The organism is Micromonospora sp. WMMD737 (assembly GCF_049179055.1).
GTDB lineage: Bacteria > Actinomycetota > Actinomycetes > Mycobacteriales > Micromonosporaceae > Micromonospora > Micromonospora reichwaldensis.
Genome location: NZ_JBMHMH010000001.1, coordinates 3,615,521 through 3,628,191 on the forward strand (window position 1 = coordinate 3,615,521; position 12,671 = coordinate 3,628,191).

10 protein-coding genes are annotated in these 12,671 nt (G+C 74.1%); 2 read left to right on the forward strand and 8 right to left on the reverse strand.

Annotated features, from left to right (window positions below):
* Positions 1–4: 4 nt before the first annotated feature.
* From ACN27A_RS15535 to ACN27A_RS15570, 8 genes are all read right to left on the reverse strand, one after another.
* Positions 5–1,486: a sugar transferase gene (locus tag ACN27A_RS15535; protein ID WP_421453959.1), complete on the reverse strand. Its 1,482-nt coding sequence runs from the start codon at positions 1,484–1,486 to the stop codon at positions 5–7.
* A 213-nt stretch (positions 1,487–1,699) separates the two neighbouring features.
* Positions 1,700–3,460 (reverse strand): substrate-binding domain-containing protein, encoded by a 1,761-nt coding sequence (locus ACN27A_RS15540; RefSeq protein WP_357578800.1) that lies wholly within the window; start codon positions 3,458–3,460, stop codon positions 1,700–1,702.
* A gap of 143 nt (positions 3,461–3,603) precedes the next feature.
* Entirely contained in the window at positions 3,604–4,641 is a 1,038-nt protein-coding gene (locus tag ACN27A_RS15545; protein ID WP_421453962.1) for a lactonase family protein, read from the reverse strand.
* A 116-nt stretch (positions 4,642–4,757) separates the two neighbouring features.
* Positions 4,758–5,360: a GTP-binding protein gene (locus ACN27A_RS15550; RefSeq protein WP_421453964.1), complete on the reverse strand. Its 603-nt coding sequence runs from the start codon at positions 5,358–5,360 to the stop codon at positions 4,758–4,760.
* On the reverse strand, positions 5,341–5,730 hold the full coding sequence (locus tag ACN27A_RS15555; protein ID WP_357578797.1) for a DUF742 domain-containing protein: 390 nt from the start codon (positions 5,728–5,730) through the stop codon (positions 5,341–5,343). The genes ACN27A_RS15550 and ACN27A_RS15555 overlap by 20 nt, the downstream gene beginning before the upstream one ends.
* Complete coding sequence (locus ACN27A_RS15560) at positions 5,720–6,139, reverse strand: roadblock/LC7 domain-containing protein (RefSeq protein ID WP_421453967.1); 420 nt, start codon at positions 6,137–6,139, stop codon at positions 5,720–5,722. Before ACN27A_RS15560 ends, ACN27A_RS15555 begins: the two co-directional genes overlap by 11 nt.
* A complete protein-coding gene (locus ACN27A_RS15565) occupies positions 6,139–8,883 on the reverse strand; it encodes a nitrate- and nitrite sensing domain-containing protein (RefSeq protein WP_421453970.1) in 2,745 nt (914 codons plus the stop codon). The genes ACN27A_RS15560 and ACN27A_RS15565 overlap by 1 nt, the downstream gene beginning before the upstream one ends.
* Positions 8,884–9,113: 230 nt before the next feature.
* Positions 9,114–10,604, reverse strand: a complete 1,491-nt coding sequence (locus tag ACN27A_RS15570; protein WP_421453972.1) for a catalase — start codon at positions 10,602–10,604, stop codon at positions 9,114–9,116.
* Positions 10,605–10,881: 277 nt separating this feature from the next.
* Between ACN27A_RS15570 and ACN27A_RS15575 the strand changes: the two genes are divergently transcribed.
* Together ACN27A_RS15575 and ACN27A_RS15580 are read left to right on the forward strand one after the other, a co-directional pair.
* Positions 10,882–11,475, forward strand: coding sequence for a hypothetical protein (locus tag ACN27A_RS15575; protein ID WP_421453974.1), 594 nt, complete (start codon positions 10,882–10,884; stop codon positions 11,473–11,475).
* Between the two features lie 10 nt (positions 11,476–11,485).
* Positions 11,486–12,487 carry a hypothetical protein gene (locus tag ACN27A_RS15580; RefSeq protein ID WP_421453977.1) on the forward strand — a complete coding sequence of 334 codons (1,002 nt, stop codon included), beginning with the start codon at positions 11,486–11,488 and terminating at the stop codon, positions 12,485–12,487.
* Positions 12,488–12,671 lie beyond the last annotated feature (184 nt).

Genomic DNA, 12,671 nt, shown 5'->3' on the forward strand with positions numbered 1-12,671 from the left:
CCGCTCAGTACGCCCCGCGGCTGTTGACCACCGCGCCGAAGGTCTTCCAGAGGATCGTCAGGTCGGCCGCGAGCGACCAGTTCTCCACGTAGTAGAGGTCGAGCCGGATGCCGTCCTCCCAGCTCAGGTCGGAGCGGCCGCTCACCTGCCAGAGGCCGGTCATGCCCGGCTTGACCAGCAGCCGGCGGGCCACGTCGCCGTCGTAGCGGGCCACCTCGGAGGGCAGCGGCGGGCGGGGGCCGACCAGGCTCATGTGCCCGAGCAGGACGTTGACCAGCTGCGGCAGCTCGTCCAGCGACCACTTGCGCAGCAGCCGCCCGATGCGGGTCACCCGCGGGTCGTCGCGCATCTTGAACATCAGGCCGTCGGTCTCGTTGCGGACGGCCAGCGCGGCCAGCAGGGCGTCGGCGTTGACCACCATGGTGCGGAACTTGTAGACGCCGAACTCCCGCCCGCCCTGCCCGACCCGGGTCTGCCGGAACAGCACCGGCCCCCGGCTGTCGACCTTGATCGCCAGCGCGATGGCGGCCAGCAGCGGCAGCAGCAGCGTCAGCGCCACCGACGAGACGGCCCGGTCGACGAAGCCCTTGACCAGCTTGCGGGCCCCGCGGAACTCGGGCGCCTCGACGTGGATCAGCGGCAGGCCGGCGACCGGCCGGGTGTGGATGCGCGGGCCGGCGACGTCGGTCAGCGCCGGGGCCACCACCAGGTCGATGCCGGTGCCCTCCAGCTGCCAGCCCAGCCGGCGCAGGCGGGTGGCGGTCAGCTCGCCGGAGGCGGTCACCGCGACGGTGTCCGCGCCGATGGCGGTGGCCGCCTCGGGGATGCCCCGGAACGAGCCGACCACCGGCACGTCACCCAGCCGCTGCGCGACCGGGGCGAGCAGCGCGTCCGGGATGCAGGCCCCGACCACCTGGTAGCCCGCGTACGGCTCGCGCCGCAAGGTGTGCACCAGCTCCAGCACGTGCGCGGTGTCCCCGACCACCAACACCTTGCGCGACCAGCCGGCGCCCTCGGAGCGCGCCCGGTGCAGCCGCTTGCGGGCGGCGAACCGGGCCAGCTCCAGGCCGAGCATGCCGACGGCGAACGAGATGCCGAGGAATCCCCGGGAGACGCCCACGTCGGCGATGTAGCCGGCGATCGCGATGCCGCCGGCGAGGCGCAGGCTGGCGGTGCCGACCCGCCGGTACTCGTCGGCGCCGTAGCCGAGGACGCGGTCGTCGTAGCAGCGCAGCACCCGCAGCGAGACCAGCCAGGCGAGGACCAGCCCGGGGGCGACCAGGACGTACGGGATCTTCGATCCGCCGGGGGCGTCGTCGCCGAACCGGGCGACGTACCCGACGAGCACGGCGATGGTCAGGACGGTGGTGTCCAGCACCACCAGGGAACGGACGTAGGCACGCTCGCGGGTGCGGGCCGGCCCTGGCCGTGGTTCGTCCGGTCTCGACGACGTGCTGGCGGGGGTCAACAGCGTCGCTGAGGTCACCGGCCCTCCCCACTTCGGTCGCCGACGGCCCGTACGCCGGGCCCGGGTCGCGGGCCGGCCGTAGGGGCACCAGGACATCGTGCCCCGACAACCCCGCTCGCCGATTGCTTCGGACGCATTACCGTCACTACTTTCCCCGAGGAACCCCTTGCGGGGAAAGGGCCCACGGCACCGGATCCCGTGCGGCGCGTGCGCCCCGCGCTGCGTCGCGGCTCAGGCCGGGGCCTTGCGCAGCGCGATCGCCTTGAGGAAGATGTCGCCGATCTTGGTCGGGTCCTCGGTGACGAAGGCGCCTCCGCCGGTGACGTCGGTGATCGACTTCAGCTCGGCCTTGCTCACGTCGCTGCCGATACCGATGATCACGACCTGCACCGGCCGCTCCGGGTCCTTGAGCTTGTTGAGCTCGGCCAGGAGCTTCTGCTGCGTGATGCCGTCGGAGTCCTCGTTCTTGCCGTCGGTGAACAGCACGATCGAGTTGACCCGGCCGGGCTCCCAGTTGTCCTGCACCTCCTGGTACGCCGCCAGCACGGTGTCGTAGAGGCCGGTGTCGCCGTTCGACGAGCGGATCGAGCCCAGGGACTGCTCCAGCTTGCCGCGCTGGCGCGACAGCGGCCCGATGGTGAGCAGCTCCCGATGGTCGCGGGCGCCCACCAGCTGCGTGGAGAACGTCCAGAGACCGATCGACCAGGAGTCGTCGAAGAGGTTCAGCCCGCGCCGGGCCGCCTCGACGGTGACCTGCTGCCGGGTCGCGTTGCCGGCGTTGGCCACCTTCTCCTTCATCGACCCGGAGACGTCGATGACGGCGAGCATCCGGCCGGACTGGGTGGCGATCGACCAGCTGGAGACGGCGCGCTCCATGGCCTGCGGGTCGAGCCCGCCCGGAGCCGATCCGCCGCCGTTGGCCGGTGGGGCGGGCGCGCCGCCGGCCGGGCTGGGCGCGCCCTGCGGCGCGTCGAAGCCCGCGCCCCAGTTGCCGTCCGGCGCGCGCAGCGACCGGCTCGCCAACTGGTCACGGAAGTCGTCGGTGACGAGCACCTCGTAGAGCACCCTCGCCGCCGCCGCCTTGGCCGGCTCGATGCCGGGCAGCACCGCGTACGGGTAGTCCAGCGGCGCGGGCGCCGGCTCCAGGTAGAGCGCGGCCAGCGGCACCGGCGGCTTCTTGCTGTTGTACTGGATCACGTCCTCTTCGGAGAGCGCCGCCGCACCCAGGCTGCTCGCGATCGTCGTGGGATCCGAGGCGGTGGGGAACCGGGCGAGCAGGTCCGGCCGCAGCGCCGAGCGGTCGGTGGCGAGCGCCCGCAGCGCGGCCACCTTCTCCTTCTCCGCGTCGGGGCCGCCGGAGGCGCTGGCGGCGGCCGTCAGCGAGAGCAGGCCGGACAGGCCGGCGGCGTCGCGGGTCGGCTCGACGATCCCGGTGCGCAACGGCTTGTCGCTCTGCACCTGCTGCAGGAGCTGGGTCCAGCTGAACTTCTTCTGCGGCCAGCCGAGCCGGGTGGCGATCGGCACCGGCATCGCCACGACCACCGGGCTGCGGGCGATGGACGCCCCGTTGCCCGGCTCGAAGGCGGTGGCGCCACCGGTCTTGAGCCGCAGGAGCCACGTGGAGGAGTCGGGCACCCAGACGTCCGGGCTGACCGAGGTGCCGCTGGCCTGCCCCACGCCGGCCAGGGTGACGCCGTGCTTGGCGGCGACCGTCGCGGCCACGTCGACCGGATCGGCCGCCGTGACGTTCACCGCGATGCAGGTGCCGCCCACCGCGGCACCGTCCTTCACCCAGCGCGCGGCGGCGGCGTCGACTGCCGGGGCGAGCTCGGCCGCGACCGCGACGGACAGCTCGGTCCGGCCCGAGCAGTTCGGTTGCGCCAGCTGCTGGTAGCCGAACCAGCCACCGGCCGTGACGGCGAGGACGCCCACGGCAGCGGCGGCGGTGGCTGCGTGGAAATTCGTACGCATGCGATGGCGGCCTGCTGACACGGTGACCATCTTGCGGACCTGTCGGGACGACTGCCACGGGCCGTTCGGACGAAAGTTACGCAGAAGAAATAGTTGATCACCGAATTGCTACGGTGGGTGATTATGCCGCCCCGTCGCGTCGATGTCGCGGAGATGTTGGCTGGTCAGGGCAGTACACAGGTGGGGGACGTCACAGCCACCGGCTCCCCGACCGGGGCCGGTACGCCGGTGCCCGCGTCCACCCGGAAGACCCGGATCATGTCGGCCCGCTCGTCGGCGACGTAGAGGTGCTCCCCGGCCAGGGCGAAGTGCCGCGGCCACTCCCCGCCCGTGTCCACCTCGGCGACCAACTCCGGCAGCTCGCCGGCCACGGCGAAGACCGCGACGGTGCCCACTCCCCGGTTGGCGACGTAGAGGAAACGTCCGTCCGGGCCGACCGCGATCTCCGACGGCTGGACGGGCCCGGTGCGGTCGCTGGCCTCGACGCGGCCCCGCTGGTGCAGCGCGCCGTCGCCGGTCAGCTCGTAGGCGGTGACCGAACCGTCCAGCTCCCCCGCCACCCAGCAGCGCCGCCCGTCCGGATGCCGGGCCAGGTGCCGGGGACCGACGCCAGCGGCCGTGCGCACCCGGGGCGCCCGGGGCACCAGCCGGCCGGAGGCCGCGTCCAGGTCGTAGCGGTAGATGGAGTCGGTGCCCAGATCGACCGCGAGCAACGGGCCCCGGCCCGGGTCGGGATTGACCATGTGGGCGTGCGCGCTCTCCTGACGCTCCCGGTCCGGCCCGTGCCCCTCGTGCTGCACCAGGTCGCTGCGCTCGCCGGGCACCCCGTCGGGGTCGAGCGGGAACACCGTCACGCTGCCGCCGCCGTAGTTGGCCACCACGAGGTGGCCGCCGTCCGGGACGACCGCCAGGTGGCAGGGCTCCGCGCCCCCGGTGGACCGGGTGCCGAGCGGGGTCAGCTCGCCGCCGGCGCCGACGCGGAAGGCGCTGACCTGCCCGTCGGGCAGCTCGTTCACCGCGTAGAGCACGGGCAGCCGCGGGTGCCGGGCCAGGAACGAGGGCGAGGGGGTGACCGCGACGGTGCCGAGCGGGGTCAGCTCACCGGAGACGGGGTCCCGCCGCGCCGCGACGATGCCGGCGGCCCGGCCCCCGCTGTGCGCCGTGTAGCCGCCGATGTGGACGATCTCGCCCTGACCTGTCACCGCGTCCGCCTTCCGCCGATTCCTCCGTCGATCCCACCAGCGTTCCCACTGGGCCGCCCGCTTAGCCCCGAAACCCCCACCGAATCGTGGCGGCCCGCCGGAAGAGGCCCGCCGGCTCAGGCCGCCGGTACGGGCTCGCCGCGCTGCCGGGCCACGTGCTCGACCAGCGCGATCAGCACCTCCTTGCCGGACTGCCGGTCCCGCGCGTCGCAGAGCACCAGCGGCACGTCGGGGTCGAGGTCCAGCGCCTGACGTACGGACTCCAGGCTGAACCGGCGGGCGCCGTCGAAGCAGTTCACCCCCACCACGAACGGGACGCCCCGCTGCTCGAAGTAGTCGATCGACGGGAAGCAGTCGGCCAGTCGGCGGGTGTCGGCGAGCACCACGGCCCCGAGCGCGCCGAACGCCAGCTCGTCCCAGAGGAACCAGAACCGGTCCTGGCCCGGGGTGCCGAAGAGGTAGACCTGGAGGTCGTCGTTGATCGTGATCCGGCCGAAGTCCATCGCCACCGTGGTGGTCGACTTCGTCTCGACGCCGGAGAGGTCGTCGGTGCCGATGCCGGCACCGGTCAGCACCTCTTCCGTCTGCAACGGCCGGACCTCGCTGAGCGCGCTCACCAGCGTCGTCTTGCCGGCGCCGAACCCCCCGGCGATCAGGATCTTCAACGCGAGCGGGATCCGGGCGTCGGATCCGTTTCGGTCATAACGCACGGAGTCCACTGACCACCGCCTTGAGGATGTCGTCGTCGGGCAGGTATGCGGCGGCCGTCGGCTGGTGCACCGCGACCAGCCCGCGCGACAGCAGGTCGCCGAGGAGCACGCGGACCACGCCCACCGCGAGGTCGAGGTCGACCGCGAGTTCCGCGACGGGGACCGGTCGGGCGGCCAACTCCACCAGGCGCCGGTGCTCGGGGTGCAGCTCCGGGTGGACGGTCGGGTCGGCGGCAGCCTCGGCCAGCACGTACGCGACCAGGTCGAAGCCGACCGCGCCCGAGCGGACCCGACCGCCGGTGAGGGTGTAGGGCCGCACGACCGGGCCGGCGTCGTCGTCCAGCCACTCGTGCTGCGGCCCGGGCGACTCAGCCCGCATCGGCGGTCCCCGCCGTCGTCCGGGCCGGGGCGCTGAGGTACTCGCCGACCCGGGTGACGAGCATCGCCATCTCGTACGCCACGAGGCCGATGTCCGCGTCCGCGTCGGCGACCACGGCCAGGCAGGCGCCCTGCCCGGCCGCGGTGACGAAGAGGTACGCGGACTCCATCTCCACCACGGTCTGCCGGACCGCCCCGCCGGCCACCTGCCGGCTCGCCCCCCGGGCCAGGCTGGAGAAGCCGGACGCCAGCGCGGACAGGTGCTCGGCGTCGGCACGGTCCATCCCGGCGGAGGCGCCGATCAGCAGCCCGTCCGCCGAGAGCACCACCGCCTGCCGGGCGGGTGGCACCCGTTCCACCAGCTCGTCGAGCAACCAGTCGAGATCGGCGCTCTGCCTTGTCGGATGCATCAGGCGTCCCTCTCAGTCGCGGTCCTGGGTTCGGTGTCCACCGGCTGCTCGGCCGGCGTCGGATTAGGGTCCGCACTCGGCGGGTCTGCCGGCGTCGGGCTCGGGTCCGCACTCGCCGGGTCCGGCCGGTCGGCGGCGGGCGCGGCCGGTCGCGGGGTCGTCCCGGTGGCCGCCGCGCGGCCACGGGCGGTGCCGGCCTGCAGGGCGGACATGATCCGCCGCGCCTCCTCCGGGCTGCGCGGGGCGGGACTGGCGATCACCGGTTGCCGCAGCGTCGGGCCGTCCAGCGCGGATCGCCGACCCGGGGCGTCCCCGGCGGACGAGTGCTCCCCGGTCGGGTGCGGGCCCGGGTGTCGGGGCCGGGCCGCCGGCGGCCGCCGGCGCACCCGACGGGGCAGCCCGTCGATCTCCCCGACGGCCTCGACCGGGGCGGGACCGCTGGCGGCCGCCCCACCCGGGGCCGAGCCGGAGGCCACGCCGTCCGGAGCGGGACCACCGGGGGCCGCGCCGTCCGGGACCGGACTGCCGGGGGCCGCGCCGTCCGGGACCGGAGCACCGGAGGCCGCGCCGTCCGGAGCCGGGTCACCGACAGCCGCGCCACTCGGGACCGGATGATCGGGGGCCGCGCCGGCCCGCAGGCCCGCGGACGGTACGCCGGCCGGGGCCGGCCGCGCGGGGCCCGTGCCGGCGTGCGCGGGGCGGGAGGAGGCCGGAGCACCGGCGGAACGGGGCGTGGCGGGCCCGGTGGAGCGGGCCGGGCGGGGCAGCGTGCCCAGCCGGCTCGCCCGGGCGAGCCGCCGCTCCTCCGACGTCGAGGCGGGTCGGGGCGCCACCGGCGGGCCGCCGGTCGGGGGCAGGGAGGGCTCGTCGGTGACCAGGTCGGCGGGGATGAGCACCACGGCGGTCAGCCCGCCGCCGTCGGACGGGCGCAGCCGCACCCGGACCCCGTGCCGGGCGGCGAGGCGGGCCACCACGAAGTGTCCGAGGCGGGCGGTCTCGGACGGCTCGAAGTCGGGTGAGCGGGCCAGTCGCCGGTTCGTGTCCTCCAGGGCGGCGGCGGACATGCCCAGGCCCCGGTCGGTGACCTCCACCGCGTAGCCGTTCGCCACGTGCTGCCCGGAGACCTCGACCCGGGTCTTCGGCGGCGAGAACGCGGTGGCGTTCTCGATCAGCTCGGCGAGCAGGTGGATCACGTCGCCGACGGCCCGCCCCAGCACGCCGGCGGGTGCCACGGTGGTGATGTCGACCCGGTCGTACGACTCGACCTCGGAGATCGCGCCCCGGACCAGGTCGACAGTCGCGACCGGGTTGCGCCAGCCCCGTCCGGGGGCCGCGCCGGCCAGGATGACCAGGTCCTCGGCGTGCCGCCGCAGCCGGGTGGCGAGGTGGTCGACGCGGAACAGCTCCGCCAGCTCGTCCGGGTCCTCGGTGTGCCGCTCCATCCGGTCGAGCAGCGCGAGCTGCCGGTGCACCAGCCCCTGGCTGCGCCGGGCGATGTTGAGGAACACCTCGTTGAGCCCCCGGCGCAGGGTCACCTCGTCGACGGCCGACTGCACGGCGGTGCGCTGCACCGCCGTGAACGCCCGCGCCACCTGGCCGATCTCGTCGCCGCCGTACTCCAGCGGGGGCGCCTCCCGGGCGACGTCGACCTGCTCGCCCCGGCGCAGCCGCGCCACCACGTCGGGCAGCCGGTGCTCGGCCGTCTCCAGCGCGGCCGTGCGTACGCCGGAGAGCCGGTGCGCGAGGTTGCGGCCGACCCGCAGCGACACGAGGACCGAGACCACGACGGCGGCCAGGCCCAGCAGCCCGGCGGCGCCGAGGCGGACCAGGATGCGCACGGCCGACGGCACCGACCGCTCGGCGAGCCCGTCGGCCTGCGCCAGCTCGAACTCCCGCAGCGCCTGCTGCACCGCCTGGTAGTTCTCCTGCCAGGCCCTCGGGTCCACGGTCGGCCGGGTGGCGGAGCCGGCGCCCACCAGCTCGTCCTGCATCGCCCGCAACCGGGCGAAGGCCGCCCCCTCGGTCAGCCGCTGGAACGCGGCGCGCTCGGCGTCCGGCAGGTCGGCGATCGCCGTCTCGGCGAGGAACCGCTGGTTGGCGACGGTCTGCACCAGCTGGAGATGCTCGCCGTCGGCGAACCGGCCGGCGGTGAACGCCCCGGCGAGCAGGGCGTCGGTCTGCCCGAGCAGTTCCCGGGACCGGCCGAGCCCGGTGACGGCCAGCGCCTGCCGGTTGAGGTCCCGGTCGGGCAGGTTGGCCATCGCGGAGAACGCCTGGAAGGCCGAGTTGATCATTCCGCTGTAGAGCCCGACCGCGCCGGCCCGGTCCACCGCCCGCCGGTCGATGAACCCCCGCCCGGCGGGCAGCGCGTCCAGCGCGGTGACCAGCTGGTCGAGCCGGGCGTCGAGGATGTCGTCGGCGGCGTCGCGCAACTCCTCCCCGCCGACCCGCCGGCGCAGCTCCGCGATCGCCCGGTCGGTCCGCTGCCGCTGCTCGGCGAGCCCCGGCGCGTCGCTGTCGCCCGCCAACCGCACCACCGATAGCCGGCGTTCCCGTTGCAGCTCGGCCACCACCGTCTCGCCGGGACGGCCGAGGTCGTAGAGGAGCGTCCGGGCGGCGAGCAGGTCGAGGGCGGGCCCGAAGGTGAGCGTGGTGGCGAAGATCCAGAGTGCCAGCAGCGCGGTCACCGGCACGACGACCAATGCGGTCAGCTTCGAGCGGATCGGCCAGTCGCGGGTGTTCAATCAGACCTCGCCCGAAAGGTGTGGCTGCGGGGGCGCCGGCGCCGGCCGGGCAGCGTCGCGGTCGGACTGTTCCGGCCCGCGGTGCCGGGCAGGTCCGGCTGACGCCTTGGGCAGGATACGTAATCCTCGCCCGATGCACTACCGTCCGTCGCGCCGGGCCTACCGGACGAACGTCCATGATCGACGAACGCCCCGCCGGGGGCCGGCGGGGCGTTCGTGGGCGGTGCGGATCAGGCCTCGACGGAGATGCCGAGGCCCTCGGCGACCCGGCGGCCGTAGTCGGCGTCGCACTGGCTGAAGTGCCAGACCATCTTCTCCTGGATGTGCTTGTCGCACTGGGCCAGCAGGGTGGTGAGGTTGAGGATCAGGTCGTCCCGCTCCCAGTCGGCCATCTCGCGGTAGCGCCGGCCGGCTTGGGAGTAGTTGTTCTGCCGCTCGATCGGGGCCTTCATGACCTGGCCCGAGACGAACGGACGGTACTCCCGGTAGGACTCGTCGGCCTCCCGGAGACCGGCGACCGAGGACGGCTCGAAGTTGATGTGCGGGTTGGCGCCGCGGTCGTCCACCCCGTACGACATCTGGCCGCCGGTCTGGTTGGTGCTGACCCGCACGTCCTCGCGCGGCCGGTTGACCGGCAGCTGGAGGTAGTTCGGGCCGACCCGGTAACGCTGGGTGTCCGAGTAGGAGAACGTGCGGCCGATCAGCATCTTGTCGTCGGAGAAGTCGATGCCGTCGACCAGCACGCCGGTGCCGAAGGCGATCTGCTCGTTCTCGTTGTGGTGGTCGGTGATGTTGCGGTTGAGCGTCATCATGCCGACCGGCAGGTAGGGGAAGTCCTCCTCCGGCCAGATCTTGGTGTCGTCGAGCGGGTCGAAGTCCAGCTCCGGGTGCTCGTCGTCGCTCATCACCTGGACGTTGAGCTCCCACTTCGGGTGGTCGCCGCGCTCGATCGCCTCGTAGAGGTCCTTCGAGGCGTGGCCCAGCTCGGTGGCCTGGATGGCGTCCGCCTCGGCCTGGGTGAGGTTGTGCTCGCCCTGCTGGGACAGCCAGTGGAACTTGACCAGCACGCCCTCGCCCCCGGCGTTGACGAGGCGGTAGGTGTTCACCCCGGAGCCGCGCATCGTCCGGTAGTTCTTCGGGATGCCGTACGGGGAGAAGAGCCAGGTCAGCATGTGCATCGACTCGGGCGTGTTCGACATGAAGTCGAAGATCCGGTTCGGCTCCTGGCGGAAGGTGACCGGGTCCGGCTTCAGCGCGTGGATCACGTCCGGGAACTTGATCGCGTCGCGGATGAAGAAGATCTGGAGGTTGTTGCCCACCATGTCCCAGTTGCCGTCCTCGGTGCGGAACTTCACGGCGAAGCCGCGCGGGTCGCGCGCCGCCTCGGAGGAGTCCCGGCCGCCGATGACGGTGGAGAAGCGGATGGTGACCGGCGTCTTCTTGCCCCTGGTCTGGAACAGCTTGGCCCGGGTGTACGTCGACGCCGGCTGGTCGCCGATCGTCCCGTACGCCTCGAACTCGCCGTGCGCGACGAAGCCGCGGGCGTGCACCACCCGCTCCGGGATGCGCTCCCGGTCGAAGTGGCTGATCTTCTCCAGGAAGTGGTAGTTCTCCAGCGTCGCCGGGCCGCGCGAACCGACCGTCCGCTGCTGCTGGTTGTTGTGCACGGGGTGACCCTGACGGGTGGTGAGGATCGGCCTGTTGGCCTGCGGGTCGCTCATGGCTCTCCTCCTGATCGGTGTGGCGGCTGGCGTCGGTCCGCCGGCCGGGGCCGAACCGGCGCAGCAGGATCCGACCGGCATCACCCCACCCAAGCGCGCTTTCTGGAACGAGTCAAGTTTTGGCGGCCGGTCACGCTGTGTGACTCGTCATGCCGTGGCGGGGAACCAGCGGGGGCGGGTCCGTCGGGCAGCGGGGTCGGGTTCCGTCAGGAAAGTGCCCCGGAACGGGATTGGCGAGCAGTGAGCGGAGGGAATACCACCTGACGAAGGAGGAGCCATGTCGCCCACGCAGATAGTCGTCATCGTTCTCGTCGTGCTGGTGATCGCGGCCGTAGCCGTGGCCGCCCGGTCGTACGCCCGCCGCCGCGCGCTGCGGTCGCGGTTCGGTCCCGAGTACGACCGTGCCGTCGCCGAGCAGGACAGCCGGACCGCCGCCGAGCGGGAGCTGCGGGAGCGGGAGCGCCGCCACGCGGAACTCACGCTGACCCCCCTCGCCCCCGAGTCCCGGGCCCGGTACTCCGCCGCGTGGGAGGAGCTCCAGGTCCGCTTCGTCGACTCCCCCGCCGAGACCGTGGGCGAGGCGGACGAACTGGTCACCCGGCTCATCGCGGAACGTGGCTACCCCACCGGCGAGTTCTCCGACCAGATCGCCCACCTCTCCGTCGAGCACGCCCGCACGCTCGGCCACTACCGCGACGCCCACGACATCCACCTGCGCAACTCCCGGGGCGAGGCGAGCACCGAGGAGCTCCGCCAGGCCGTCGTCCACTACCGCGCCCTCTTCGCGGACCTGCTCGGCGAGGAGCCGGTCGGAGCCCGACCGTCCGCGCAGCACGACCCGGACAGCCAGCACGACGTCACGAGCCGCTAGGAGGATGACCATGCGCCAGGAAGAGCAGCGGGTGGGCAACGAGCACCCCGAGGCCGTCCGCTCCGAGCCGGTGCCGGTACCGCCTCCGGGCGACCGGTCCGGCCGGGCCGACGTACCCGAGGACGTCCTCGACGACCGGGGCACCTTCGACGATCCGGCGGTCGCCGACCGCGACCGGGCCGACCGCGGCGACGAGCCGTCGCGCGACCGGGACGCCGACCGGGCCCGGCCGGACGACCGGGACGCCGACCGCGAGGGCGGGTTCCACGAGCCGGGGCCGGTGCCGACCGCCTTCGGTGCCAGCAGCGTCGGCGGCGCGGTCGCCGCGTCCGCCCTGGCCAGCCCCCTGCCGGAGGACGAGCCCGACCCGCGTACGGAGTCGACCGCGCGGCCGGGCGACGGTGCCGTGGGCGGCCCCCGGGAGGGCCGCCGGGCGGACCCGACCGCCGAGTTCCACCGTTCCGTCGGGCTCGGCGACGACCGTTCCGACGACCGGCTGGCCCGCCGGGACGGCGCCGAGGTGCTGCCGCCGGACGCCGCCGACGGCCGTCCCGAGCGCCGGGCCGACGTCACCGGGTGGGCCGGCGACCCGGAGGGCGGCGCGGCCGGGGCGGCCGGGTACGGCAGCGCCACGCCCGCGATGGTCGACCCGGACGCCGAGCACGCGCCGGCGGGGCGCCCGGCCACCGGGGAACTGGGGGCCGCGGGCACCGACCGGCCGGCGGGCGCGACGGTGGCCGCCGAACCGGCCACCCTCTTCGACCCGGCGACGGCGCAGGGCTTCCGGGACCGCTGGCGCAACGTCCAGCTGCGCTTCGTGGACGATCCCCGCGCGGCGGCCGGGGAGGCCCAGTCGCTTGTCGACGAGGCCATCCAGGCGCTCTCCTCGGCGCTGTCCGCGCAGAAGAACAAGCTGGGCGGCTGGCAGGACGCCGGCTCCGCCGACACCGAACAGCTCCGGATGGCCGTCCGCCACTACCGCGACTTCCTGGACCGGGTGCTCGGGCGCTGACCCCGGTTCCCCGCAGGCGCCCCCGGCCGACCGGCCGGGGGCGCCTCCGCGTCGGGACCCCGCTGTCGGCGGCCGCCCTCCGACGCCTCCGGTGGGGGCCGTCCCGTCCGTGCCCACCCGGGTCGGGAAGCGGGGTGCGGACGGGTTTGGCCGCCGCAGGCGTGAAACTGCGCGTTCGGGGTAA